Origin of the sequence: Streptomyces sp. NPDC046862 (genome assembly GCF_040704615.1) — a bacterium.
In the GTDB taxonomy this organism is placed as follows: domain Bacteria; phylum Actinomycetota; class Actinomycetes; order Streptomycetales; family Streptomycetaceae; genus Streptomyces.
In genome coordinates, this window is the sequence record NZ_JBEYXP010000055.1 from 41,044 (window position 1) to 67,191 (window position 26,148).

General features: G+C 69.3%; 21 protein-coding genes and 1 pseudogene. 5 read left to right on the forward strand and 17 right to left on the reverse strand.

What is annotated here, in order from left to right; all coding sequences use genetic code 11:
- Positions 1-167: 167 nt before the first annotated feature.
- Entirely contained in the window at positions 168-518 is a 351-nt protein-coding gene (locus tag AB0959_RS42230) for a hypothetical protein (protein WP_366832153.1), read from the forward strand.
- A gap of 43 nt (positions 519-561) precedes the next feature.
- On the opposite strand, the gene AB0959_RS42235 is transcribed toward AB0959_RS42230, so the two are convergent.
- Positions 562-2,154, reverse strand: coding sequence for an MFS transporter (locus tag AB0959_RS42235; RefSeq protein WP_366832154.1), 1,593 nt, complete (start codon positions 2,152-2,154; stop codon positions 562-564).
- A gap of 99 nt (positions 2,155-2,253) precedes the next feature.
- On the opposite strand from AB0959_RS42235, the gene AB0959_RS42240 reads away from it, so the two are divergent.
- Positions 2,254-2,745, forward strand: coding sequence for a helix-turn-helix domain-containing protein (locus tag AB0959_RS42240; protein ID WP_366832155.1), 492 nt, complete (start codon positions 2,254-2,256; stop codon positions 2,743-2,745).
- Between the two features lie 193 nt (positions 2,746-2,938).
- Here the strand turns inward: AB0959_RS42240 and AB0959_RS42245 are convergent, their stop codons facing one another.
- Positions 2,939-3,406 (reverse strand): helix-turn-helix domain-containing protein, encoded by a 468-nt coding sequence (locus AB0959_RS42245; RefSeq protein ID WP_366832156.1) that lies wholly within the window; start codon positions 3,404-3,406, stop codon positions 2,939-2,941.
- Between the two features lie 90 nt (positions 3,407-3,496).
- Here AB0959_RS42245 and AB0959_RS42250 point away from each other — a divergent pair, with 90 nt between their 5' ends.
- Positions 3,497-3,991: a PaaI family thioesterase gene (locus AB0959_RS42250; RefSeq protein ID WP_366832157.1), complete on the forward strand. Its 495-nt coding sequence runs from the start codon at positions 3,497-3,499 to the stop codon at positions 3,989-3,991.
- 217 nt (positions 3,992-4,208) lie between these two features.
- On the opposite strand, the gene AB0959_RS42255 is transcribed toward AB0959_RS42250, so the two are convergent.
- From AB0959_RS42255 to AB0959_RS42275, 5 genes are all read right to left on the reverse strand, one after another.
- Positions 4,209-5,135 (reverse strand): SGNH/GDSL hydrolase family protein, encoded by a 927-nt coding sequence (locus AB0959_RS42255; protein WP_366832158.1) that lies wholly within the window; start codon positions 5,133-5,135, stop codon positions 4,209-4,211.
- Between the two features lie 145 nt (positions 5,136-5,280).
- On the reverse strand, positions 5,281-5,934 hold the full coding sequence (locus AB0959_RS42260; protein WP_366832159.1) for a response regulator transcription factor: 654 nt from the start codon (positions 5,932-5,934) through the stop codon (positions 5,281-5,283).
- Positions 5,931-7,280 carry a histidine kinase gene (locus AB0959_RS42265; protein ID WP_366832160.1) on the reverse strand — a complete coding sequence of 450 codons (1,350 nt, stop codon included), beginning with the start codon at positions 7,278-7,280 and terminating at the stop codon, positions 5,931-5,933. The genes AB0959_RS42260 and AB0959_RS42265 overlap by 4 nt, the downstream gene beginning before the upstream one ends.
- Positions 7,281-7,404: 124 nt before the next feature.
- Positions 7,405-9,858, reverse strand: coding sequence for an MMPL family transporter (locus AB0959_RS42270; protein ID WP_366832161.1), 2,454 nt, complete (start codon positions 9,856-9,858; stop codon positions 7,405-7,407).
- Positions 9,859-10,040: 182 nt separating this feature from the next.
- Positions 10,041-10,586 carry a PadR family transcriptional regulator gene (locus tag AB0959_RS42275; RefSeq protein ID WP_366832162.1) on the reverse strand — a complete coding sequence of 182 codons (546 nt, stop codon included), beginning with the start codon at positions 10,584-10,586 and terminating at the stop codon, positions 10,041-10,043.
- An 84-nt stretch (positions 10,587-10,670) separates the two neighbouring features.
- Between AB0959_RS42275 and AB0959_RS42280 the strand changes: the two genes are divergently transcribed.
- Positions 10,671-11,147 (forward strand): tautomerase family protein, encoded by a 477-nt coding sequence (locus AB0959_RS42280; protein ID WP_366832184.1) that lies wholly within the window; start codon positions 10,671-10,673, stop codon positions 11,145-11,147.
- Between the two features lie 57 nt (positions 11,148-11,204).
- On the opposite strand, the gene AB0959_RS42285 is transcribed toward AB0959_RS42280, so the two are convergent.
- The 4 genes from AB0959_RS42285 to AB0959_RS42300 are packed head-to-tail and all read right to left on the reverse strand — an operon-like array spanning position 11,205 to position 15,176.
- Positions 11,205-11,822, reverse strand: a complete 618-nt coding sequence (locus AB0959_RS42285; RefSeq protein WP_366832163.1) for an ATP/GTP-binding protein — start codon at positions 11,820-11,822, stop codon at positions 11,205-11,207.
- Entirely contained in the window at positions 11,770-12,213 is a 444-nt protein-coding gene (locus tag AB0959_RS42290) for a DUF742 domain-containing protein (protein ID WP_366832164.1), read from the reverse strand. The genes AB0959_RS42285 and AB0959_RS42290 overlap by 53 nt, the downstream gene beginning before the upstream one ends.
- Before the next feature lie 18 nt (positions 12,214-12,231).
- On the reverse strand, positions 12,232-12,708 hold the full coding sequence (locus tag AB0959_RS42295; protein WP_366832165.1) for a roadblock/LC7 domain-containing protein: 477 nt from the start codon (positions 12,706-12,708) through the stop codon (positions 12,232-12,234).
- A complete protein-coding gene (locus tag AB0959_RS42300) occupies positions 12,705-15,176 on the reverse strand; it encodes an ATP-binding protein (protein WP_366832166.1) in 2,472 nt (823 codons plus the stop codon). Before AB0959_RS42300 ends, AB0959_RS42295 begins: the two co-directional genes overlap by 4 nt.
- A 422-nt stretch (positions 15,177-15,598) precedes the next feature.
- On the opposite strand from AB0959_RS42300, the gene AB0959_RS42305 reads away from it, so the two are divergent.
- On the forward strand, positions 15,599-16,753 hold the full coding sequence (locus AB0959_RS42305; protein ID WP_366832167.1) for a substrate-binding domain-containing protein: 1,155 nt from the start codon (positions 15,599-15,601) through the stop codon (positions 16,751-16,753).
- A gap of 25 nt (positions 16,754-16,778) precedes the next feature.
- Here the strand turns inward: AB0959_RS42305 and AB0959_RS42310 are convergent, their stop codons facing one another.
- The 6 genes and pseudogenes from AB0959_RS42310 to AB0959_RS42335 all read right to left on the reverse strand — a co-directional run bounded on the left by AB0959_RS42310 (position 16,779) and on the right by AB0959_RS42335 (position 26,027).
- On the reverse strand, positions 16,779-19,181 hold the full coding sequence (locus tag AB0959_RS42310) for a hypothetical protein (RefSeq protein ID WP_366832168.1): 2,403 nt from the start codon (positions 19,179-19,181) through the stop codon (positions 16,779-16,781).
- Positions 19,181-22,138, reverse strand: a complete 2,958-nt coding sequence (locus AB0959_RS42315) for a hypothetical protein (protein ID WP_366832169.1) — start codon at positions 22,136-22,138, stop codon at positions 19,181-19,183. Before AB0959_RS42315 ends, AB0959_RS42310 begins: the two co-directional genes overlap by 1 nt.
- A gap of 133 nt (positions 22,139-22,271) precedes the next feature.
- Positions 22,272-23,114, reverse strand: a pseudogene (locus AB0959_RS42320) (IS982 family transposase); the annotation flags it as partial.
- 123 nt (positions 23,115-23,237) lie between these two features.
- Positions 23,238-24,173, reverse strand: coding sequence for a GNAT family N-acetyltransferase (locus AB0959_RS42325; protein ID WP_366832170.1), 936 nt, complete (start codon positions 24,171-24,173; stop codon positions 23,238-23,240).
- Between the two features lie 216 nt (positions 24,174-24,389).
- A complete protein-coding gene (locus AB0959_RS42330; protein WP_366832171.1) occupies positions 24,390-24,899 on the reverse strand; it encodes an XRE family transcriptional regulator in 510 nt (169 codons plus the stop codon).
- Positions 24,900-25,034: 135 nt separating this feature from the next.
- A complete protein-coding gene (locus AB0959_RS42335; RefSeq protein ID WP_366832172.1) occupies positions 25,035-26,027 on the reverse strand; it encodes a helix-turn-helix transcriptional regulator in 993 nt (330 codons plus the stop codon).
- Positions 26,028-26,148 lie beyond the last annotated feature (121 nt).

A 26,148-nucleotide genomic window follows, 5' to 3' on the forward strand; every position in this document is an offset into this window, starting at 1 on the left:
CGACATACGGCGCACCGCCGGGATCACCTCGGCCTCCGCGCCCTACCTGCTGCACGCACGTCTCGAAGGGCTTACCGCACGGCGGGGGGGGCGGGTGAACGTCCTGGACGAGGACCAGCAGACCCTGCTGGACGCCGGAGGGTACAGGGCCGCCGCGGGAGGACAGGATGCGGCCCGACGAAGAGCCGTACGTACTGACCGACACGGACCGGCTGCTCCTGTGTGCGTCGCGCGAAGACGCGCGGGTCGGCTACGCACCTCTCGGCGGCGGCCACCGGCACGGCGACGGTGGTCAGTGGGCTCGCCGAACTCCGTGCGCGCGGCGCGTTGTCGTCGACGTGGACGTGGCGCTCCTGGGCGTCACGGTGTCGGCGCCGTTGTGGACGCAGGTCGCACCGGACGCGGAGGCGCCCCACGCGTGCCTGACGCGTCGCCTGGCGTGGGATGCGGTGGCACGCATCGAAACGGCTCCGGTACTGGCACGTGCAGGGCGGCAGCCGATGCCGCGGACGCCCTGACCGGCTCCTGGCGAACTGCTTCGCGTCGGCTGGAAGGCACCCGTCAGATCGTCGTGGCGGTGGTGTGGTGCGGTCGGTTGTGCACCAGGAGGGCTGCGGCGACGGCCGCGGACAGGAACACGACGGCGATGACGGTCATGGCGACGTGCACACCCGAGGTGAAGGCGTCTGCGATCGCGGCGGTCACATTCGGCGGGGCCGCTCGGTGGCCGGCCCCGGTGGAGACGGCGTGCTCGACGGCGGGCCATGCCGCCCGGGGCACGTGGTGGGCTTCGAGCTGGGCCGGCAGGTGGGACTGAAGCCGGCTGGCGACCAGTGCGCCGAGGAGGGAGGTGCCCGTGACGGATCCGATCTGCCGGAAGGCGTTGACGGCTCCCGAGGCCATGCCGGCGCGCTCATGGGAGACGCTGACCAGGGCGGCGGCGGTACTCGGTGCGGCCACCATCCCGCTCGCGGCTCCGAAGAGCACGTACAGCCACCACACGTGGGAGTAGGGGGTGGTCGGCTCCACGGTGGTCAATCCGACCGCTGCGGCCGCTCCCACGAGGAAGCCCAGGGCCAGCGGGAGTTTGAAGCCGGTGAGGCGGATGACGCGTCCGGTCGCGTAGGCGACGATGACGTAGACGCCGAAGAAGGGCAGCAGACGCCACCCCACGGCCAGGGCGGACAGGTGCTGGACGCGCTCGTAGAAGAGCACCGACACGATGCCCATGCCGGTGAAGCCGAACAGGGAGACGGCCGCGACGAACATGACGGAGCTGAACGACACCGACCGGAACAGGGACATGTCCAGCATGGGTGTGCTGCCGGCGCGCTCGACGAGGACGAATCCGGTCAGGGCCGCGGCCGCGACGCACCAGGCGGTGAGGATGCGGGGGCTGGTGTAGCCGTCGTGTCCGCCTTCGATGAGGGCGTAGACGAGCGCGGCGATGCCCAGCACGGCCAGGACCTGGCCGGGGATGTCGAGCTTGCCTTCGGGGCCGCGCGATTCGGTGACGAAGGCGCCCACGGTCAGGGTGACCACGGCGAGGGCGGCGGTCGACAGGAAGACCGTGTTCCAGTGGAAGTGATCCAGCAGTGCGCCCGAGATCAGCGGGCCGACGGCGAGCCCGATGCCGGAGGAGGCTGCCCAGGCGGTGATGACTTCGGTGCGCCGGTGGGGATCGGTGAACGTTGCTCCCAGGATGGCCAGGCTGTTGGGCAGTATGAGGGCGCCGCCCAGGCCGGAGACGAGTTGGCCGGCGATGACGGCTCCGACTGAACTCGCGGCGTAGACCGTGAGGGAACCGATGATCATGACAACGGCGCCGGTGAGGAAGGTGCGCTTGCGACCGTAGAGGTTGCCGATGGTGCCCGCGGACATCACCAGGCTGGCCACCAGCAGGCTGTACGCGGAGGGGATCCAGACCAGACCGGTCGGTGAGACGTGCAGGTCGTCCTGGATGGGCGACAGCGCCGACACGGATGCGGTGATCAGCAGAAAGGTCGTCATGGCGCCCAGACACATCGCGACGAGCGTGACGGCCGCGGCGGTCCGGGAGGGCTGGTGCGGGGAGAGCCGGTTGCCGGTTCGCTCGTCGGCCGGCTTGAGCCGGCCCGGGCGCCGGGCCGCGGCGTGGGAAGGAGTGGAAGCCATGGTGTCCTCGTCTTGACTGGGCTGACTTATGTTTATCGAAGTCAGGTCGGACGCTATAGGCTGACTATGGTCAAGGCAAGTCAGGTGAGAGGCGGAGAGATGACTGATCTGCTGGCAGGACGGGAGGACTGGTCCATGGCCAACTGCTCCATCGCCCGCGCCCTGGAGGTCGTTGGCACCAGGACGGCGCTGTTGATCATGCGGGAGGCCTTCTTCGGCACTCGCCGGTTCGACGACTTCGCGCAACGTGTGGGCATCGGCGAACCCGCCGCCTCGGCACGCCTGAAGGAGCTCACCGCCGCCGGGCTCCTGGAGCGCGTCCCCTACCAGGAGCCCGGCCAGCGGACCCGGTACGCCTATCAACTGACCGAGAAGGGCCGGGACTTCCTGCCCGTACTCGTGGCACTTCGACAGTGGGGCGACACCTGGGCCGCGGACGAACAGGGGCCCCCGGTGGTCGTACGCCACAAGGAATGCGGCACCGCGGTGCACGCGGTGATCCGCTGCGACGAGGGGCACGACGTGCGGTTCGGGGAATCGTTCGTCGACGCGGGCCCGGGTCTCCTTCGCGTCGACCCGGACAGCGCCTGAACACATCGGCGGTGCGAGCACCCGGCACACTCGCCGGCCGACGCGTCGCCCGCCTTGCCGACGAGGCCCCTTCCATCGGGAGCGGCACGCCCTCGGGCATCGCGGGGTTCAGCGGTCGGCGGCCCTCGCCGCGGTCACCGGCCGGAGGCCATGGCGGGCAGCTCCGGCTGCTTCGTGAGCGGTGTCCGGCCTGTCAGCCGAGCGGCTGCGCCGCGGGGCCCGGACGGGTACGGGCCTCCGGCGGAATCAGCGGCCCGTGCCCCTCCCCGCAGACGACCACCGCTCGCAGGGGTTCGCCGCAGTCCGCATGACGAACCTCCAAGGGCGGGCCCTGAGGGTCCGCCGTGTACCGGTCGCCCCACTGCTTGAGCGCGATCATCGCGGGCCACAGGTCCCAGCCCTTGCGCGTGAGCCGGTACTCGTGCCGGGTACGGCTTCCCGGCTCACGGTAGGCGACGGTCTCCAGGATCCCGGCCGCGACCAGCTTGCGCAGCCGGTCCGCCAGGACGGCCTCGGACAGCCCGATGTGCCGCCGGAAGTCGTCGAAACGCCGTACGCCGTTCATGGCGTCCCGAAGCAGCAGCAACGACCACTTCTCGCCGACCAGGTCCAGTGTCCGGTGGACCGTGCAGTTCTCCGCGCTCGTCTCCAGCCACCTCATGCGCCCATCCTATGCTGACTTCATCATTGACAGCCAGATGACGGCACGGCTAGCTTCACTGAAGGAAGCCAGCCGTGTTGGGGAGTGGGAATGCGCAGGTCACGTACGTTCGAGTGGGAAGACCCCACCATCTCCGCCGGAGCTGTTGGTGATCACAGCGGTCTCGATTTCCTCCGCGAGATCCTGTCCGGGCGTCTGCCCGCCCCGCCGATCGCCGCCACCCTGGGCTTCACCCTGGAGGAGGCCGAGCACGGCCGGGCGGTCTTCGTACTGGTGCCGGGCGAGGAGCACTACAACCCGATCGGCAGCGTCCACGGCGGCGTCTACGCCACGCTCCTCGACTCGGCGGCCGGCTGCGCGGTGCAGTCCACGCTGCCCCAGGGCATGGGATACACCTCCATCGACCTGACCTTGAAGTTCCTGCGCCCGATCACCGTCGACACCGGCAAGGTCCGCGCCATCGGCACCGTCCTGAACAGCGGACGCCGCACCGCCCTCGCTCAGGCAGAGCTCCGCGACTCCGAGGACCGGCTGCTGGCCCACGCCACCAGCAGCTGCATGCTCTTCCCCGTCCCGCCCCGCTGACCTCCCCTCGCGCGCGGCTGCGATGAAGGCCCGGTCCCCCGGATGAGGCGACCACGCGGCTGCCAGGTCGGAGACACGCCCGGCGCTCCTGGACGGCCCCGTCGCATCCGGGCCCTGCACCTGCATCGGCCTGCTGCCACTACGGGGCGTCGATCAGGATCAGATGCGAGCGGCGCTCGGACTACGGCCGGGACACTCCATGGGCCGTGCGGCGTACTCAGTCCTTGACGGCGTGCAGGACGGCGGTGGCCATGCCCCGTTCACCACGTTCGTTGGGGTGGACGGAGGCAGCCGGGCTACTGGGGCGCAGCGGCTCGATCCAGCGGGTGCTCTCGGGAGAGCAGGCGTTGTGTTCCGAGGACGGGGTGAAGGTGTCGACGTACGTTGCTCCGGCGGCCCGCGCCCGGTACCGGAGCATGGTGTTGAGTTGCTGTTCCTTGTCGCGCAGAAACACCACGTCATCCGGTGCGAGGGGCATGGCGTCGTCGCAGTCGGTGCCCTTGGCGGGCAGGATCGCCGGGTAGCCGACCACGTAGACCCGTGCTCCGGGCGCCCGGCGTTTGATCTGGTGGAGCGCCCGGGCCAGTTGGTCGCCCGTGGTGTGGATCTGCTGCGCGATCGTGTCGGTGTCACCGGAGGTGTACCTCCTTTCGCAGGGCGCCTTGCCGGAGACATCCGTGAAGTGGTCCGCCAGTTCGTAGAGCGCTCCCGTGGTGACGCAGTTGGTGATCAGCGAGCTGAACCCGACGTCGTTACCGCCGATGCCGAGCGTGACCAGCATCGTGCCGGCGGACAGGGCGGACAGCTGCGCGGGATTGGTGCCGTGGTCGGTGGACTGGGGCGCGGTGAGGTGGGCGATGGTGGCGCCGCTGCAGCTGACGTCGCGGAAGTCGGCCGGTTCAATGCCGAGTTCCCGGGCGACCAGGGCGGGGTAGTTGCGGCCGGACCGGTCGCAGCCGGCCGGATCGCCGGTCTGGGGAGGGATCTTCGGGCCTGAGGTGTACGAGTCCCCGAGGGCGACGTACGGCCCCTTGGGCGGCTCCTTCTCGTGGTCGCTGTCGGAATTCCGTCCGACGCCGACTGCGGTGACCAGTACCCCGCAGGCCAGGGCGATGCCGATGCCGGTTCGTGCCAACGGTCCCATTGCTGTGTCCTGTTCTCGGGCGCGGATGCCTGGCTGGGGTGTGCCGAGGCGGGTGCGGTGCGGGGACGTAGCGGTGAACGCGGGCCCGGGGCGGGCGAGAAGGCGCCCGGCCGTCAGACGGTTCGGGCGAGTGGAGCGGGTGGGGTCATGCCGGGCGGACGAGTCCGGTGTCGTAGGCGAAGATCACGGCTTGGACGCGGTCGCGGGCGTCGATCTTTGCGAGGATGCGGCCGATGTGGGACTTGACCGTGGATTCGGCCAGGTGCAGGCGTTCGGCGATCTCCTGGTTCGTCCAGCCAGTGGCGATCGCGGTGAGGACATCGCGTTCGCGTGGGGTGAGGTCGTCGAGCCGGTGCTGTTGCGCGGTGTGGCCGGGGAGGCGGTCGGCGAAGGTGTCCAGGAGTTTGCGGGTGAGGCGGGGAGAGATCACGGCTTCGCCGGCGGCCACCGCGCGGACGCCGGCGACGAGTTCTTCAGGCTGGGCGTCCTTGAGGAGGAAGCCGCTGGCACCGGCGCGCAGGGCTTCGTAGGCGTACTCGTCGAGGTCGAAAGTGGTCAGGACGAGGATGCGGGAGCGGCTTCCGGAGTCCACGATGCGGCGTGTGGCCTCGATGCCGTCCATTCCGGGCATGCGGACGTCCATCAGGACGACGTCGGGGCGCAGTTCGGCGGTCGTGCGGACTGCTTGACTGCCGTTGGCGGCCTCGCCGACGACGGTGAGGTCCGGCTGGGCTTCCAGGAGCATGCTGAAGCCCATGCGCTGCAGGGCCTGGTCGTCGACGATGAGGACGGTGGTCATGCCGGGTGCGTCTCCGGTGAGGACGGGGGTCCCCCCGCTCGGCCGGAGCCGGGCGCGGGAGCGGGCGGGTTGGGGACGAGAAGAGCGCGGACGGTCCAGCCGCCGTGGGTGTTGGGTCCGGCGGTCACCTCGCCCTGGTAGAGGGCGGCGCGCTCGCGCATGCCGACCAGGCCCCGGCCGCTGCCGGTACGGCCACAGTGTGAGGGTGCGGTACGCGGTGGGCCGGCGTCCTCAACCGTGAGGCGCACCAGGTCGGGGCCTCCCGTGAGGGAGACGTGGATCGACGTGTCGGCGGCGGCGTACTTGACGGCGTTGGTCAGGGCCTCCTGGACGATGCGGTAGACGGACAGCTGGAGACCTGGGGCCAGGTCAGTGAGGTCGCCGTGCGCGTTCAGGGCGACGGTGGGGCCGGCGGCGCGGACCCGGTCCAGCAGGGCGTCAAGATCGGCCAGGCCAGGCTGTGGGGCGAGCAGGGCGTCGGGCGGCTCGTCGTCGACCGTGTCGCGGTCCTCGCCGATGACGGCGAGCAGGCTGCGCAGTTCGGCCAGGGCGTCCCGGCCGCTGGTGCTGATGATGCGGAGCGTCTTGGCGCCGCGTTCCGGTTGGGTCCCGGCCAGGGCGGCGGCGCCGTCGGCCAGGCCGACGATGACGGCGAGGGTGTGGCCGAGGATGTCGTGCATCTCGCGGGAGACGCGGGCGCGTTCCTGCGCGGTGGCGAGCTGGGCCTGCTGATCGCGCTGCTTCTTGAGGCCGTCGATGTAGGCGTGGGCCAGCCGCACGAAGAGGCCGAGCACCGCGAACGCCGCCACGGCGATCATCGCCATCAGCGTGATGAACTCCGGACGCGTCGCGTACTCCAGCTGGCGGCCGTTCCAGAAGACGTAGGCCCACGCGGCCAGTTGCACGATGGTGACGCCGATGGCGAGGGCGACCTGGCGCGGTGGGCAGTGACGGCCGACGTTGAACAGGGCGACCACCCGGGCGGATTCGGCGCCGGTCAGCACACCCATGGGGAGAGCCACGACGGAGGCGGCGGTGGTGAGGGCGAGGACCAGCATGGGCCTGCGTTCCCGCCACAGCAGCGGAACGCAGAAGGCAAGGATGAGGGGCAGCTTCTGGTCAGCGATGTTGTACGGGTTGAGGTAGGCGTCGCTGCCGCCCGCGAGGCAGAAGGCCGGCACACCCCAGCGCCGGACCCAGGGGTGGGCCCGGTCGGCCCGTCGCCATGAGGCCAGCCGGGAGATGACCGAGACGATCACACGCTGCTCGGGATCGCTGGTCAGGGTCTCCAGGAATCGGCGCTCGTCCGGGCGAGGGGCGGGCGCGGGGGCGCTCGGTGCGGTCACGGAGTGGGCCCTCCACGTTGTCGGGGCCGCCCGCCGGTCTCGGGGGATGGGACCGGCGGGCGGGGCTGGTGGTCGGCCGGGAGCCGGCCGAGTCTGTGGGAGCGGGTTCTGTGCCTGGCTCCCGTCACTTCCTGCGGAGTAGCTTCTTCAAAGGCTTCTTCCTCACCGGAACCTCCTGCTGGTCCGAGTGGGCGGAGTCGGTGTCGGCGGTACGTGCACGGCGCTGCTTGAGCGCGGAGAGTCCTCGTGGTGTGGAACGGCGCTGTTGGGGAGGTGTCGGTTCCTCCGGGTCGACCGGTGCGTGGAGGTCGGCGACGACACAGGGCGCGCTGATGCCGTCCGAGCCCGCGCGGCTCCCGGCGACGCCGACGAGTACGGGTTCAGGCCGTTGAGGCGCGAAGCCCGTCTGCCCGCCCTCCAGTGCGTGGCGCAGCTTCTCACCCTCGACGTCCACGTTCGGCATTGCCTTGTCCAGCCACTTCGGCAGAGCCCAGGCCCGTCGGCCGAGCAGGGCCATCACCGCGGGGACGATGGTCATGCGGACAACGAAGGCGTCGAAGAACACCGCCGAGGCGAGCCCCAGGCCGATCGACTTGATGAGTGCCGCGTCGTCGAGGAGGAATCCCGAGAAGACGGAGATCATGATGATCGCGGCGGCGGTGACGACCCGGGCGCTGTGGCGGAAGCCCTGGACGATGGCCGTCGTGGGCTCGGCTCCGTGGACGTATTCCTCGCGCATCCGGGTGACGAGGAAGACCTCGTAGTCCATGGCGAGGCCGAAGACGACACCGATCAGCAGGATGGGCAGCAGGCTGACGATGGGGCCGGTCTGGTCGATGCCGAAGAGGTCCTTCAGCCAGCCCCACTGGAAGACCGCGACGAGAACGCCGAGCGTGGCGACCACGCTGAGCAGGAAGCCGAGGGCGGCCTTGAGCGGAACCAGGATCGAGCGGAAGACCAGCAGGAGCAGGATCAGCGCCATCCCGACGACGATGGCCAGGTAGGGGATAAGGGCCTGGCCGAGCTTGGCGGAGACGTCGATGTTGACGGCGGTGAGTCCGGTGACCATCAGGTCGGCGCCGGTGTCCTTGTGCAGGGCGGCACTGTGGTCGCGGATGTTGTTGACCAGGTCCTTGGTGGCCTGGCTCGTGGGGGCGCTGCCCGGGACGACACCGATCAGGGCCACGTCGCCGGACTGGTTGAAGGCGGCTTCGCGGACGGACGCGACGTCCTTCAGACCGGCCAGCACCGCGCCGGCCTCCTTGGCGGCGGCCTTGGGGTCGTCACTGTCCTGGGCGTCCACGACCACGGTCAGCGGTCCGTTGAAGCCCGGTCCGAAGCCCTTGCTGAGGGTGTCGTAGGCGACGCGCTGCGTGCTGTGCGGGGGCTTCATCGAGTCGTCCGGCAGGGCCAGACGCAGCGACATGGCAGGCAGTGCGAGTACGCCCAGGCCGATCACCGAGACCACGAGGACCTTGACCGGGTTGCGGGTGACGTACTTGGCCCAGCGCACGCCCATCGCGTCTCCCTCGCCGCGCTCCAGGGCCCTCATGCGGCGGGTCAGCAGCTTGCCCTTCATGATCCGCCTGCCGGCGAAGCCGAGGACAGCGGGCAGCAGGGTCAGCGCGATCACTACGGCGACGGCAACGGCGAAGGCGGAGGCCAGGCCCATCGAGGTCAGCGAATGGATGCCGATGACGCTCAGGCCGCTGAGCGCGACGATCACGGTCAGACCCGCGAAGACGACCGCCGAACCCGCGGTGCCCAGTGCCCGTCCACAGGCTTCCTCGGGTTCGTGGCCGTCCCGGATCTCGTTGCGGTAGCGGGAGACGATGAACAGGGCGTAGTCGATGGCGACTGCCAGGCCCAGCATCAGCGCCAGAGTGGAGGCCTGGGAGGCCATGTCGAAGAACTGGGTGGCGATCGTGATCGACAGGACGGCCGCCCCCACGCCGAGGATCGCGGTGAGCAGGGGCAGTCCGGCCGCGATCAGCGAGCCGAACGTGATCACCAGGGCGACGGCGGCGACCACGAGACCGAGCAGTTCGGCCAACTTGCTGGCGGCCTTGTCCGCGACGGCGTTCCCGCCCAGGCTCACCTTCAGACCGGCCTCCTCGCCCTGCTTGACGACGTCGGTCTGAACGTCATGGGCGGCGCTGCCGACGTCGGCCTGCGCGACCTTGTAGGACACCTGGACGTAGGCGATGGTGCCGGACCTGCTGACCAGGCCGCTGGAGAAGGGGTCGGAGACGCTCGACACCTGCGGCGACTTCTCCAGCTTCGCCACCAGCGACTCGATCTCGGCCTTGTTGGCGCCGGAGGTGAGCTTCTGTCCGCCCGGCGCCTCGAACACGACACGGGCGGTGGCGCCGTTGGCGGATGCCTGCGGGAACTCCCTCTCCAGCAGGTCGATCGCCTTCTGCGACTGCGTGCCCGGAAGGCTCAGGCCGTCCGTTGTGGTGCCGGACGAGCTCATGGCGCCCATACCGATGGCGGCCAGGACGGCGATCCACACCATCGTGAAGAGACGTCGTCGGCGGAATGCCAACCGGCCGAGCCGATAGAGGAAGGTGGCCACGGATAACTCCCGCAGGAAGAAGAGATCATTGTGTGAACCGGGCCTGACTGACCCGTGATCTCAAGCTAGGAGCGGTTTCTCGGTCACTCTGCCCCCTGCGGCACCCGATCCGGCGGAGCCGGTTAGTACCGCAGTACTAACGCCTGTCATCCCTGAGCCTCGGCGATCGCGACGCCCCGGCATCATGGACCGTCCTCGGATCGGCCGGCGTCTTCTGCCGCCGTCTTCGCCTGGATCTCGGCACGGACGGACGCGAGCCAGGCCCGCTCCGCGTCGATCCGCTGGATCCCGTGGTCGAGCGCCCGGCGGCTCCAGTACTCGTCCCGTGCCGCCGCCAGCGCGGCGGTGCCGTCCCGCTTCCGGGCCAGGATGTAGTCCTGCGTGTCCAGGATCCGAAGCTGTTCCTCGGGGGTCAGCCAGCCGAAATGCACCAGCCGTGCCATGAACTCACGTCCGTTGTCGGCCGTGTCCTCGGGCAGTTCCGCGAGCAGGTCGTGCAGGAGCTCACGGCCGACGTCGGTGATCGAGTAGACGTGGCGCGGTGGTGCGCCCTCGTGCTCCTCGGCACGTCGCAGTACTGCCTGCGACTCCACGAACTGGCGCAGCCGGGGGTAGAGCGAGTTGTTCGACAAGGTGTGCCCCGTCGCCGCCTCGATCTCCCTGCGCAGTTCGTAGCCATGCCTTGGTCCTTGCGCAAGCTCCGCCAAAAGGAGGATCTCAATCCACATGGGTACAGGTTACTGTGACCTAGGTTGTCGTAACACTGCACACCACATGGCACGGCACAACGGCCTCCCAGGAAGGAGTCGATGATGCCTGTCGTCGACATCACCGTCAGACGTGGCCGGAGCCAGAGCGTGCTCCGGGCGATCGCCGACGGCGTGCACGAGGCGCTCGTCGAACAGTTCGGTATCCCGGTCGAGGACCGGTTTCAGGTCATCCAGCAGAAGGAACCGTACGAGTTCATCTACAGCCCTGACTTCCTCGGCGGTCCCCGCACCGAAGACTTCGTGCTGGTCCGCATCGTCGTCGGCAAGGAACGCCCCGTCGAGAAGAAACACGCCCTGTACCGCGCCATCGTCGAAAACCTCACCCGACGGGCCGGCGTCAACGCGGAAGACGTGTTCATCATGCTCGACGCGGTAACGGCTTCGGACCTGTCCGCAGCCGGTGGCCGCCCGTTCAATCCCCCACACCTGGACACGATCGACGAGCAAGGGCATCCGGCTCCGCCCGGGCCCGGTACCGATCTCCGTCTGCCGCACCGGGATCCGGAGCAGAACGCCTAGTTCGCACAACTGTGTTGATGCTCAGCGGGGCGTTCTTGACGCTGCTCCGGAACACGTTCAGCTCCCGGCGGCGGCCTTTTCGGCGCGGGACAGGGCGACGTCGAGGACGACCAGGAGGGCGTCCCTGACCAGACCCGTCTTCCGTGCGTCGAACACGATCAGCGGTACCTGCTCGGTCAGGTCGAGTGCCCACCGCACCTCATCCAGGTCATGCTCCACGATCCCGTCGAACGCGTTGACGGCGACCGCGAAGGGGATGTTCTTGTGCTCGAAGTAGTCCACGGCCGCGTAGCAGTCGTCCAGGCGGCGGGTGTCCACGATCACCAGACCGCCGAGTGCTCCCCGGACCAGGTCGTCCCACATGAAGCCGAACCTCTCCTGGCCGGGTGTGCCGAACAGGTACAGCTTCAGGGTCGCGTCGATGGTGAGGCAGCCGAAGTCCATGGCGACGGTGGTCGTGGTCTTTCCGGGGGTGTGCCGGAGGTCGTCCACGCCCGCCGCGACCTCGGTGATGGCGGCCTCGGTGGTGAGCGGCCGGATCTCGGAGATCGCGCCCACGGCGGTGGTCTTGCCCACCCCGAAGCCGCCGGCGATGACCAGCTTGACCGGCAGTGGCGGCTGTTCAACCGCTGTGGCGGAGTGTGCCCCTTGAGTCGGGGACGGCACGGAGACCATCGATGACCCTTCGCAGTACGGAGATGTCCTGGGGTGTTCCGGCGTTCGGCACGTAGACCGCCAGGTGGCCGGCGGCGCGCAGGTCCTCGGTCAGTACCCGGACGACGTTGAGGTGGAGTCGCAGTCGGGCGGCCAGTTCCGCCAGTGACTGCGGCTGTTGGCAGGAAGTGACGAGGTCACGGTGTTCGAACTTGAGTGAGCGAAGGGCGGCTAGCCCGTCCGAGGTGGCCACGACCTGGGTTTCGAGCGGGAGCACGGACCCGGCGCCGCCGCCCGACACGCGGCCGGCGGTCAGCAGGAACGGCCGGATCGCGGGGGCGCGGCCGACGGGCTCCGGTGAGCCGTCGCCGTCCTCTGCTGCCTCGCGTGGTCCTGGTCCACGGACGGCCATCACCATGCCTCCTCAGGGTCAGCCGGCCGGCGTGGCGCCGACGTTGTTCTTCAGTTCCAGCACCAGTTGGGGGGTGAGCGCGGCCCCGGCCCGGTTGGCGAAGAGAGCCATCTCGTAGGCGATGGTGCCCAGCTTCGCCTCCCTGGAGGTGACCACTCCGAGGACGGCGCCGCTGCCTACGGCCGACACGAGGACATGGCCGCCCTCCATGTCGATGATGACTTTGTTGAGGCTGCCCAGGCCGTAGTTGCCGGAGGCGCCCGCGGCCAGACTCGTCAGGCCGGAGACGATCGCCGCGAGCCGCTCCGAGTCGGCCTGGTCGCGCAGTTGGGTGACCGCGATCAGCAGGCCGTCGGACGACACCGCGATCGCGTCGACGACCCCGGCGGTCTTCGTGGCGAACCGGTCGAGCAGCCAGGTGAAGTCGGCCGCCGCGGCTCGCAGGTCGGTTGGTTCCGTCTGCTCGGGACGGCTGTCACCTGTCGACGTGGTCACTGGCCCGGCTCCTTCTGGGTGTGCTGTGGTGACGATGGCGATCGTTCCTCCTCGGGACCCGGCTCGGGCATGGTGCTGTCTCGCTCCGCCCTGCGGAAGGCGTCCTCGAACTCGTCGAGTTCCGCACGGACCGCCTGGGCGTCGACGGGCCTCAGCACCGTGGGGATCGCCCGGTCGGCCGGAGGTGTGGTCGTGGCGAGCGTGGCGCCCCGGATCCGTCGCCGCAACGGAGTGCGGGACTCCTTCGCGGGCTCGTCGGATCCGCTGCCGCGCGCCGTTCTCGTACGGCGCGGCAGGAGGCCCTCCTGCGACGGGATCACCGGCCGGCGCCGCAGTACCGGGGCGGGGGCGGCGGGCACGGGCAGGCGAGTGCCATGCTCCGGCTCGGACTTGGCGGGCACAGGCACCGGCCCGTCGGCGGGGACGGTCGCCGGCGCGTCGGCCTGGTCCGGCCCGGAGGACGGCGACGAGAACACGGGGCTCATCGTCAGCAGGAGTGAGGAGGGGATCCAGACCGTACTGGTGACCCCGCCACCCGGTGTGCGGCTCAGGGCGACCCGTACGCCCCAGCGCCGGGCGAGGGCTCCGACCACGAAGAGGCCGAGCACCTTCGTCGGCACCAGGTCGAGGCGTTCACGGCGGACCAGTCGGGCGTTCTCCTCGGTGAGGCGTTCCGCACTCATGCCCAGGCCGTGGTCGATGACCTCGATCAGTGCCCCGCCGTCCGCGGTGACGTCGGTGCCGGGCCGCACCGTGACCTCCACCGGCGTTTCGGACGGCGAGAACTCGACCGCGTTCTCGAGCAGTTCGGCGAGCATCAGCGTGAGGTCGTCATGGATGTCGGGCGCGATGGTGACCTCCGTCTCCGCCCGCAGGGACACCCGTTGGTACCCCTCGATCTGGCCAAGCGCGGCCCGGATGACGTTGCCGAGGGTGGTGGGACGGGCCTCGACGGCGGTCTCCCGGATACCGGCCAGCAGCATCAGGCTGTCGGCGTTGCGCTGCAGGCGGACGGCGATGTGGTCGATGCGGTAGAGCTGGTCCAGGAGGCCCGGATCGGTCTCCTCGCTCTCCACGGCATCGATCAGCAGGAGCTGACGCGAGGTCAGACTACTGACGCGGCGCCCGACGTTGCCGAACATCTCGGCGACGTTGCGACGGCTTTGCACCTGCCGCTCCAGCAGTTGGGCGGCCGCGGCCTGCACCTGATTGAACGCCTCTGCCAGTTCGCCGATCTCGTCGCGGACCGGGACCGGGATGGGCCGTGTCCGCAGCGGAGTGCCGTCGGCGGCGTCGTCGTCCGCGACCCGTGCGAGTTCCTCGCCCGCGACGTCGACGACCTGCTGCGCGGCACCGGTCAGAGCCGTCACCGGGCGCAGGACCGAACGCCGGACCAGGACGGAGAAGGTCATCCAGACGGCGAAGCCCAGCACGAGCAGACCGACCATGAGCAGTGCCTTGCGCAGGGCGCTCGCGGAGGCGGCGTCGGCGCGGGCGGCGATCTGCTCGATCAGCGACCCGGTGATCCGCAGGCGGGTCTCGGCCTGCTTGCTCGCGGTGGTGATCGCCTCGCGCATCTGCGCCGGAGTCCGGCCCTGCAGCGATGCCGGATCGATCTGGAGCTGCGCGAACTGCGACTCGACGCCGTTCTGCTCGGCAGCGCGCTCGATGCCGCCGAGGAGCATGATCTGCTTCGGCGTGGCGATGCGCTCGAAACGGGCCGCGTCGTGGTCGTAGAGCTCGTGGGCGCCGACGGCGCGGGAGTACTCGGTGAGCGCGTTGGCGTCCCGGCTCTGCGCGGAGAAGACGGCGCTTTCGAATGCCGCGTGCGCGGCGTCGGCACGCAGGACCGTGTCGAGCAGGGTGATGACCGAGGAGGACGAGCTGCCGGAGAAGCTGTCGAGCCCGATGCCGTCGATCAGGTAGTCGACCGCCGCGGCGTAGGCGGGGTCGATGTCGGCCGCGGGAACGTATCCGCGTTCCAGCTTGTCGCGCAGGACGGCCAGGTCCCGGAGGTAGTCCAGGCCCTGCGCCTCCTTCTTCGGCAGGCTCGACCCGAACGCGGAGCGTACGGCGGCGATCTGCGCGTCGGTGTCCCGCTGCGCCTTGCGGTACTCGGCGGTCGACGGCTGTGCGGCTCCCGGGCGGGCCGAGTCGTACCGCACGGACAGTACGAGCGCCAGCCGGTGTTCGGCCTGCACCTCGTTGATCAGTCGCGTGACCTGCTTGCTGTCGCGCACCAGCGCCGCGATCCGGTCGGCCTCCTGGGCCTGTGCCACCTGGCCACTGACGCCGACGCCGAGCAGCGCGCCGACGGCGAGGACCGGCGCGATCACCAGGATGTTGAGCTTGCGCCGGAACGGCCATCGGTCGAGGAGGGTTGCGGCCCGCCGCCGCAACAAGGGCGAGATGCCCCCGGGTTCGGGCGGGGTTCGTGCGAGCGATGGGTCCACGGTGTTCGCGGGCACCCGGCCTCCTTCGACGGCTCCTGAGCGGTGACCGGCTGCCGTTGCTTCCGGACCGCACCAGCATCGGAGAGCGGACAGGGCACCGCCGAGGTACACCTCGCAACGGGGCAGGGACTTTCAGCCACTTGTCCGGAACTGGCCGTGTGAGAGTACCGCCTGCACGGGCGTTGACAAGGGGGTACTTGAACAACGGTTGATGACGAATCCCGTCTTTCGTCCGTCGCCGCGCGTAGATACATCGTGCACCGTGGGTGGCCGACAACCCCTGTCGGCAACCTGCTACATTCCCACCCCAGCACGCCCGGGTGCCGACCCTGGTCGCCCTGACGTCGGGTCGTGCACCGGGACCGTCGCCACCCGAGACCCGTCCCTCTCCTCCCCCACGCAAGCCCCCTACCTCTCGCGCCCCGTGAGGAGATTCCGTGCACCACACCCGCAAGGCTGCCGTGACGGCCACCGCGCTGCTGGCGGTGGCCGCCACCACGATGGCCGGCTGCGAAGACGGTTCCAGCAGCACCGCGTCCAGCGCCGGTTCCGCGAAGTCCGCGGAGCCCGGCTGCCCCACCGTCCTCGCCAACGCGAAGCGGGTCGTCAAGAAGGCCGAAGACGTCAACGCCCCGTGGGGCGGCCCCACCACCGGCCCCAGGGCCGTCCCCGGCAAGACCATCGTCTACATCGCCCAGACCCTGACCAACCCCGGTGTCGCCGGTGTCGCTCAAGGTGTCCAGGAAGCAGCCCAGGTCATCGGCTGGGACGTCCACACCATCAACGGACAGGGCACGCCCGCCGGCATCCGGGACGCCTTCGACGACGCGCTCGCGCTCAAACCCTCCGGCATCGTCATCGGAGGCTTCGACCCGAAGTCCACCGCCCGCCAGGTCGAACGGGCCAAGGCCGCCGGCATCCCGCTGATCGGCTGGCATGCCATCGCCAGGCCGGGCCCCAGCAAGGATCCCGAGCTCTTCAGCAACATCACCACCCGGGTCGAGGACGTGGCGAAGATCAGCGCCGACTGGATCATCGCCCGGTCGGAAGGCCGCGCGGGGGTCGTTGTGTTCACCGACGCGTCCATACCCTTCGCCAAGCGCAAGTCCGACCTGATCAAGAAGGAACTCGCCACCTGCTCCGACGTCAGTCTGCTGAGCTACGAGGACATCCCCATCCCTCAGGCCAACAGCCGCACCATCAAGGCGGTCTCCTCCCTTCTGTCCCGCTACCACGGCAGGTGGACCTACTCCGCCGCCATCAACGACCTGTACTTCGACCATGCCGCCGAGGCCCTGCGCGCCGACGGCAAGGACGGGGCCGGCGCCCCCTACAACATCGGTGCCGGCGACGGCGACCCGTCGGCCTTCGAACGCATCAACGGCAGGCAGTTCCAGGCGGCCACCGTGCCCGAGCCCCTCTCCGAGCAGGGATGGCAGGTCATCGACGAGTTCAACCGGGCCTTCGCCGGAAAGCCGGCCAGTGGATATGTCGCGCCCGTCCATATCAGCACCGCCGCCAACAGTGGCGGCGCACTGTCCTGGGACGCCGAGGGCTACCGCGAGGCCTACCGGAGGATCTGGGACAAGTAGCGAGTCCGGTCCAGGCCACCCGCCGTCAGGGGTGTGGCTTGTCCGGTGGCGGCGGCAGCGCCATCATCCGCCCGACCAGCTCCCCCTCGACGAACAGGTCGACCCGGCGCCACTCCGGCCAGTACTTCGCGGTCCAGGCGTCGCGGGAGCGCAGGAACGCCTCCATCGAGCCGTACGTCTCCGGATCCGGCAGCCCGCCACCGGCGATCTTCATCCCGGAGAGGGTCAACTCGCCGTTCGCCTCGGCCGGGTACTCGCCGTGCCCCTCGCCCCGGCAGGGCGGACGGGCGGAGAGCGGTCCCAGCGCGTCCTGGACGGCCTGCGCGGCGGCGCGTACCCGGTCGTCGGCGAGGTCGTGGTTGTAGGACGTGGGGCCCTCTGGGGAGGTGAAGCCGAGCAGCAGCGGTGCCGGCCCCCTGGCGTCCAGGACGGCGCGGATCTCGGCCAGGTCGCGTTCGAACAGCATCCGTCCTGTGGCGTCCGCCCCGGGCAGCGGGGCGTCCAGGTCGGCCGAGTCGTACGGGAACATCGCCGACGCTCCGGCCACCACGATCTGGTTCTGCTCGGTGAAGACCGGAACCGGTCCGCTCTCGGGTTTCGCGGCCTGCAGCAACTGGTCGAGGGTGCCCAGCAGTCCACCGCACAGACCGACCCGGAAGAGCTCGACGTCCACCGACTTGGGCCGCCAGTCCTTCCACCAGTTCGGGTTGAGCAACTGTCCCCAGTTGCCGGGTGGTTTGATCAGTCCGCTGTCGTCCTTGTCCAGCACCGCGTCCAGCCACAGGCCGTTGGACAGCCGTAGCTGCCACAGTGAGCTGTCCAGGATGGTCTTCGTCAGCAGGTTGCCCACCTGGAACTTGCTGGTGACCGAGGCGACCAGCAGGATCGAGCCGCCGAAGTCGTTCGGCGAGCGCAGGTCCAGTTCGGACCGGAAGTCGATGCTGCCGATGTCGATGTTGGTCAGGTCGCTCGGTTTCTTCTCCGGGGGCTTGTTCTTCTCCGGGGGCTTGGACTCGGTCGCGTCGGACGGTGCCGGTTCGATGGCCACGTCCTTGAACCGCTCGGCTCCCTCGGCGCCGAATGCCCCGGTCAGTCCCGCGTCGATGCGGCCGAGCAGCACGAACATCGGGATGCGTGACGGGTTCTCCCATTCCACCGGCTCGGGCTCGCCGGTTTCCGGGCGGCCGAACCGGTCGTAGATCCGCTTGCCGTTGGCGTCGTACTTGAAGGTCAGCTTGAACTTCTCGATCGTGACGATGCCCACCGAGCCGGCCAGCCGGAGCGCGGTGACGATCTTCTGCCTGCCGATGTCGTGGAAGGTCAGCCGGTACATGAAGGTGGCGTCGGCGCCCACCCCCAGTTCCCGGATCGCCTCCTGGACCCGCTGGGACGACCAGCCCGTCTTGGTGGGTGAGGGTTCGGCGGCCTCGTCCTGAAGTACCTCGTTCAGCCAGCCGTAGTACGAGTGCCAGGTGCCGTCGATCTCCAGCCCGAAGTTCCTGCCCACCATCGCCATGCGGTCCCGCAGCCTGGTCCGCCACGGCTCGTCGATGCCGAACTCCAGCATCGCGGCGATCTCCTGACGGGTGATGGCCCGCGCCTGCTTCTCGTCCTTCTGTCCCTTCCACCGTTTGAGCGCGAGTGCGAGCCGGGGTTCGACCAGCTGGGCCTGCGGGCCGACTCGGCTGTGGCTGACCAGGGACAGCCGCTCGGCCATGACCCGTTGGGGAATGGGCCTGCTCTGGTCCATGGAGGTCTCGGTGCGCAGCTTCTCCGGCAGCGTGGCGATCAGCCGGGCCGGCCATCGGACGGTGGGTTCGACGTGCTTGAGCGCCAGCATCGGCTTGTCGGCCTTGTCGTCGAAGCCGAGCAGCAGCCGGCCCCCCAGCTCCTTGGTGTACTGGAGGTACCCGCGGCCGGAGAAGCCCTCGGCGAGGAGCCGGACGCCGTCGGACATCCACGGGTCCAGGGGATTGAACATCGGCGGTGGCGACGACGGCCCCAGCAGGTCCACTGGCCCGACGTCCCTGAGCCGACCGATGAACCAGCGGATCGGGATCCGTGCCCCTGTCTCGGCCAGCTGTTTGCCGTCCTTGTCGATGGCGAACCCCCGCGCCACCCCGTGCGCCCAGTTGGACTTTCCCTGGACCGTGACCGAGTTGACCCCGCCCAACCCGCCGGGCGGCCGGCTGAACCAGATGGCCAGCCCGCTGCCGACCTGGTTGATCTGCACCAGCAGCGGGCTGACCGTGTTGGTGCGGTCCCCGTCGGCCTCCCAGAAGCCGGTGAGGTCGAAGAAGGTTCGCCGGCCGGGCTGGGCGATCCTGCGCCGGGGCCTACGGATCGGCGCCGACGGGGTGAGAAGCCGTTGCTGTGGCTTGCGGGGTGGTTCGGGCGGGCTGATCCGGGGTGGCTGCGGGGGGAACATCAGTCCTGGCCTCCGAGCCCGCGGCCGATGCCGATGTCGATGCCCGTGGGGTCGGTCTGCTGGCCGGTGCGCGGGTCGTACGTCACCTCGACGGCTGCGACCTGGTCGGTGGGCAGCACCTCGATCCACTGGTCGAAGACCTTGTAGGGCTTGTCGCTCTCGGCCTGGAAGCCCTTGTCCAGCGGATCGAATCCCTTCTCGTAGACGAGGTCCGTCGGCAGGTAGTTCAGCGTCACCCCGGGTTCCAGCTGTTCGGTGACCACTTTGCGGCTCTCGGCGTACTTGGCGGTCACGGTGATCGCCACGTAGCGCAGCACGTCCCGGATGGTGAGCTGGCTGGGGTCCAGGGTCTGGTACCGCTGACGCAGTGCCGGGTCGGACCACACGTAGGCCTTCAGTGCCTTGAGGATGAGCGGGTTCTCCCCGGCCGTGGCCGGCTGGTACAGGTCGTCCAGTCCTTCCGCGCCCTCGATGCTGGGGTCGGACAGCCAGTTCAGCGCGGCAAGTTCGCGGCCGGGCCGGATCGGCATCACGGCCTTGACCCAGGGCGCGTTGAGGAAGGCGTTGCGCTGTTCGTCGCCGTCCAGTTGCAGCAGCCAGCCCAGCGAGCTGCCCATGCGGGCCGGTTCGGAGTCGGCGGTGATGAAGTAGTTGTCCGGCCGGGCCATGTCCTCGTTGCTCGCCCAGCCCGAGGTGTAGTCGTCCAGGCTGGTCGGGCTGGTGGTGACGATCCTGGCGACCGCCTCGCTGGGCCTGCCGTCCCGGCCCCTGAGTACCTCCGGGACGTCGACCTCGCCCATCTCGCCCAGTTCGGGGGCGAAGTTGGGGTGTGCCTCGTGCAGCTTGGGCCGCCACCACTCCGGAGCCACGAAGTAGAGCATCGCCTCCACATCGAAGATGGAGTTGATCAGTTCGGCCAGCTTGTGCAGCATCACCGCCTGGGCGGGCACTTGCCCGTTGACCGTCATCAGCTGCTCGAGCAGCCGGCGGTAGACCACCACCCGCTCCTCCTCGCGGAGCACGCTGTAGTCCCGCTGCCTGATCCTGCTCGCGGCGGCGATCCGTTCGGTGGCCGCCTTCAGGTAGGCCTCCCGCTGCTTGCGGTCCAGCTCCAGGTCCCGTGTGGCGGCCTTCGCCTTGTTCGCCTCGGCGATCTCCTGCTTCTTCGCGTCGGTCGGGCGGTACGTCACCGGCACACTGAAACTGAAGGACTCCCCCTTGTCGCCGTGGGCGTTCATGATGAACACCGACAGCGAGGGGTGCCTCGGCAGGGGCGGTTGCTTCCGCTGCGGGAACCCGAACCCCTTGGGCAGCGGCGGAATGAAGATCGGCTTCGTCCGGTTGAGGACGAAGTCCAGGGTGGCGGCCTCCGCCAGCCAGCGCACCTCGCCCACGGACGCCGGCTCGTAGCCGTCCCGGGGCCGCAGCTCGACATCACAGACCCACCAGGCGTTGTCCACGTTGCCGTCGCTGGGTGGCCTGAGGTAGCCGTTGAAGGGATAGCCGAAGGTGACCTTGACCTCCTCGGTGTAGTCCTCGGGGATCGGGATCTCCGGAGCCGGGGCGATCGCGGTGACGTCCGGCGGGGCCGCGACGTGCACCAGCTTGGCGATGCCCAGCGCGGCGCCCGGGTCGTCCACGTACGACTGCCAGCACAGCTGGGTGCCGAGGTCCTGCACCTGCACGCCGACCCGGCGCAGCTTGCGGCGCAGTTCGTAGTTGACCAGCTTCTGGGTGGTGTTGGAGAGCACGTATCGGCGGCTGCTGCTGTCGGTGGTCTCGGTGACCGTACGGAACGTGGTCTTGAAGTTGCGCTTGATCTCGGTGGTCAGCCGGTCGGTCTGCTGCCGCATCTGCTTGTGGGTCTGCTCGCGGGCCTGCCGCTGCGTGGTGTCGAGGTCCATCGAGGCGGTCTCGTTGGCGTCGCCCCACACCCAGGTCTGGTTGCTGGACACCGAGAAGCCCAGTTTGGTGTTCTGCTCGTTCTCCTGCTTGACCGCGCTGGACAACTCCTCCTGGTTGGTGGTCTCCCGCTCCCGCCGCTCGAACAGCTCCACGCTCTCCTCGACGGTGCGCTCCACCAGCTCCCGCCGGGTGTGCGACTCGATCAGCTCCACGGTGCCGCCCGGGCTGAGCCAGATGTGCTGTACCGGCGGGCCGAGGAAGGTGTCGAACTCGAAGAAGTACTGCCGGAAGAGGTGCACCAGGCCGACGGGAGAGAGGCTGACCCGGTTGAGCGCCTCGCCCCGGGACAGGTACTCCAGTGGGTCCAGCATCTGCTGCAGCCCTCGGTACTGGTCGATTTTGACCAGGTTGTCGGTCGGCGGGGTGAACAGGTCGGCCAGCGTCGGGATGAGGTTCTGCTCGGCCAGGTGGTTCAGCAGCCCGGCGACCATGGACTCCTTGGCGCCGATCTTCTGCAGCAGTGCCTGGCGGTCCTGGGCGCTCGGCGGGGGCTTCAGCGCGTCCACCCGCTTGAACAGTTCGGGCACCACCTTGGTGGTCAGCAGGTTGTCCAGGTTCTGCCGGGACAGCAGCGGCAGCCAGGTGGCCGGGTCGCGCGGGTTCCTGTCCTTGATCGCCTCGGCGATCAGATCCGCCAGGGTGGAGGCGATCACCGGGCTGTACGGTCTGTTGACCAGGGCGGTGCCGGTCTTCAGGTCAACGGTCTCCGGGCTGCCGAGCGTCGCCGACGGACTGTCTTCGGCGGCGTCGCCGAGCGGTGCCGCGTGCACGCTGACGCCGGGTGGGACGTAGGCCGACTGCGGGGCCACCGTCTGGGACACGGCGGCCAGTACGGCGTCGTCGGCCCGGCGCAGTCCCTCGAGGAACCGCGCGACCGTGCGTTGGGAGCGCCAGCCCAGCAGCGGCTGGATCAGCCCGAAGGATTCGCCGGCGTACGGCAGGGTGTACTTGAACTTCTGCAGGTTGGGCAGGCGGGACGGTCGTTCGGCCATGGGCGGTTCCCCCTTCGCCGGCGACAAGCGCCGAGTCACATGCGCCATCGCGCACCAGTGACCAGAGTAGGAAGCGCACGGATCGGAACGAACTCCCCAAAAGTGGGGATTGCGCCGGGGCTTTGGTTGCGTTGTTGTGCCACATCGCGGCGGCCATCGCGAGGATGCGCTGAGCGACGCGAATCGCGACTCCGGCGCAGCTGTGGCCGCCGTGGTCTTCGAGGTCGAGCTGACCTTTGAGGGTGTCGTTCACCGACTCGATCAGTCGCCGCACCTTCTTGAGCATCGGTTCGCCGTAGTGGGCCTTCTCGTCCTTGCGGGACGGCCGCAGGAGCGTGATGCCATGCTCCCCCAGCAGCGTCTCGAAGGCTCGTCCGGCGAAGCCCTTGTCACTGATCAGCAGGATGCCATCGTGCTCGGCGACCACGTCTGCCTCGACTTCGAGCATCGAGGCCAGCACCTCGCGCTCGCCAATCTTCGGATCGGCCAAAGCCCACAGGATCGGCATCCCGGACGGAGTGCACACCAAATACAGCTTCAGCCCCCAGTAGAACCGCGAGTGGCTGGCGCAGCACCCATAGCCCGCCCATCCGGCCAGGTCCGAGCGTTTCACCGTTGGCCGCGACATCCCGCAGGGCACCGGGGTGGAGTCCACGATCCAGCAGTCGTCCAGCCAGAAATCGCTCGACTTCGCCAGCATCCGGATGACCCGCTTGACCAGTCCGAGCGCGGACCGCAGCCGCTTGTTGTAGCCGGACTACTGAGGGAGGTACGGGAACATCCCGGTGAGGTGCTTGCCGGCGTAGCGCAGCCAGTGCGTCTCGGACGTGAAGCCGAGCAGCGACTGGGCGAGCGCGAGGCACACAAGCTCGGAGCCGGTCAACACCGAGGCCCTGCCCAGCCGTCGTGGGCTCGCCAGCTCGTCGTCGATCTTCATGTACAGGGCGGTCAGAAGGGTCTCGATGTCGTTCGTCACACAACGATCAACGAGACCCTTCTCCTTTGCGCCCGCAAGACTTCGGACCTACTCGTCCAGCCCTACCAACCGACGCGGGGAGGGGCCGCTCAGCATTCGTTACGGCGCGGGAGCGGCCCCCGCTCACAACCGGCGGGTGAACTCCTGGCGGTCGGCGAAGTTCTCGTAGCCTGCCCGTTCGAAAGCCATGATCATGGCGGTGTTGGCCGCGTCGCAGTCGCCGCGGATCTCCTCGGCGCCCACTTCGACCAGCAGCCGCGTGCCGCGGGCCACCACCGCCGTCGCGTAGCCGTTGCCGCGGCAGGCGGGAGACACAGCCACCAGGCCGATCACCGCGGTCGAGGCGTTTCGGGCGGGGAGGCTGAGGGCAGCCGGCGTGCCGTCCGGAGCGTAGCCGAGTTCCCACCACGAGGGCTCGTACGAGAACTCCTCCATGTCACCGAAGAGGCTCTCCGCCGCACGCCGGGCGCCATGCCGGGCGACCCTGGCAGCGAGTTGGGCGTCGGCGCTGGTCGGCAGCGCCTCGGCGAGGAGAGCGATGAACGGTTCACGGCCCAGACTGGGCAGGGAACGCCAGGTCAATCGGTCATCATGCGAAGTGAGTTCTACCCCGGAGCGGCGGCGGAAGCGGCGACCGTCACGGGCCCGCTCGAAGCCCGCCAGACGGAGAAGCTCGGCGCGCCGTTCCGGCTCCGCCTGGTACTGCGGCGGCTGCGTCGGCGAGTCGATGACGTGCTCCAGCTCCGTGGCGCCGAGCGAGTCGGCCAGGGCGACGGCCTCGGCCAGCAGCGCCTGGCCGGCGGCCAGGCCGGGTTCGTCCCACGGTGTCTCAAGGAGCACCAGGGCCATCGGGACGTCGTTCCCGGGGAGGGTCCATAGCGCGGTGGCCGCGGTGAGCCGACCGGCCTCGTCATCCGCGACCAGGCACCACTCCGGCCGGGTGCACTTCATGGCAAGTAAGTCGGTGAGGTAGGCGGCCGTCCCGGCATTGCGCTCGGGCTGGTCGGAGTGCTGGACGAGGGCAGGTAGTTCGTCTGGGCGCGCTCTACGTATAGGCATGTACTGGGATCGTCCTGTCTCTCGATGACGTAGCTGGCTTTGCATGAAATCGCCACCCAGTGGCACCGGCAGGCCTAGCTGTTCCTGCCCTTGTCAGACCGACCATCAGACCCGGGCCTACGGACTGGATACCGTCGGCCTCCTGCCGCAGCGATGGATCCCACGGCCGATCGGCGGTGGTCGTGGCCTGGCGCAGGGCGGTGCGGCGTAGGCATCTCATTCCACCGGGTAGCGCACCACCAACACCCCCTCCACATCCCTCCCCACCGCCTCGTACTGATGCGGTACATCCGCCGCCCACCGGGCGTGGCCGCCCGGGCCCACCTCGAACGGGGCGGAGGCAGGACCAACCCGCGCCGTGCCGCTGAAGACCAGCAAGTGCTCCTCCGTGCCCGGCACATGAGCGGCCGAGCGCTGCACTGCGCCGCTCTGAATGCGGATGCGATACACCTCCGACAGCGCAGCCGCGTCCTGCACACGGTCCGTCAGCACCGCATGCACCGCCGCGCCCTGCACCGGGGCGGGGCCGACGACCGTGCTCAGCGGCGCCTCGAGGGCCGTGGTCAGCGCGTACAGCGTCTCCAGGGTCGGATTGCGCCGGCCGGTCTCCAGTTCCGAGAGCGTGCCCTTGCCGACGCCGGAGCGGCGGGCCAGTTCCGACAGCGACAGGCCACCGTCCTGGCGCAGACGGCGCAGCCGCTCGCCCACCTCCTGGGCCAGGTCCATAGCTCTCCGTCCCTACCGCGCCGGTGATGCATTGTCGTGACGCGACTAGCGTTCCATAAACAGAACGTTCTGTAAACGGAACGATCGTGGCGATGCACACGCACCGCGGCTCAGGCGGGGTTCGGACTTACTCGTCTAGGCGTTGAGCGCGGCGAGCAGCTCCGCCCGGCCGGTGACGCCGAGTTTGCGGTAGACGGACTTCAGGTGATCGTGGACCGTGTGCAGTGACACCTCGAGGTGTCGCGCGATCTGTTTGGCGGCCGCCCCGTCCAGCAGGTGCTCGATCACCTGCCGCTCCCGGGCGGTGATTCCGTACCAGACGCCGAGCGAGCCCAGCAGCTGGCGGGGCGGCACGGCCCGCACGAGTACGGCCACCGCGCCGCCCGGGTCCAGAAGCTGCCCTTCCGTGGAGATCCACCGGCCGAACCGGGCCGCAGGACCGTGCATCACCGGCGCCGGGGCGGCAGGGTGCCGCAGGAGCCGCCGCGTCTGCGCGGCCATGCCGGCGACCAGTGCGTCCACCCAGCTGGCGGGATGCTGCTCGCGCAGTCGCTCCGCCCACCACGCGGCCATCGGTGTGGCGCCGGTGACGTTTCCGTCCGCGTCCACGACGAACACCCCCGGCGCCATGTCCGGCGCGACCGGCCGCACCGGTCCGCTGCGCACGTACTGCCGCAACGCCGAGATCAACACGGGTGCCAGCGCCAACACCCGCGTGGCATCGGTCCTGTCGAAGCCGCGACCGCCCGCCGAACGCAGCAGGGCGAGCGAACCCCATACGCCGTGCGCGTCCCGCAGAAGCACCCGCAGCTCACCGCCGACCCCGTGAGCGTCGAACAACTGCCGCGTCAGCCGATCCCGCCGGCCGTGGCCGGTGCCCACCAGACCGGCCGGCATCGATTGCCGCATCAGGTCCGCGGGCAGGCACGGGTCGTTTCCGGCCAGGTAACTCCGCATGAACTCCCGGCCGAATTCGTCCTCGAAGTTGTGCCAGAAGCTGAACAGAGTGTGCCCGGCGCCGTCCGGGTTATTGCCCATCAATCGCAACGCGTCGTGCGCCACGACCGGGCGAACAGCCAAAGACACGGCCTCGGCCAGTTCCAGCGAGCTCAGCGATTCTCCTGCCAACGCGGGTAATCCGCGCAACAACCGCCCCTCGAGATCCACTCACTCACCGTTGCCCACCCCTATCGCCAAGGCAACGAAATTCACGGGATCCACCCTTCGCGTTCGAGGAAAGCGGTACGCC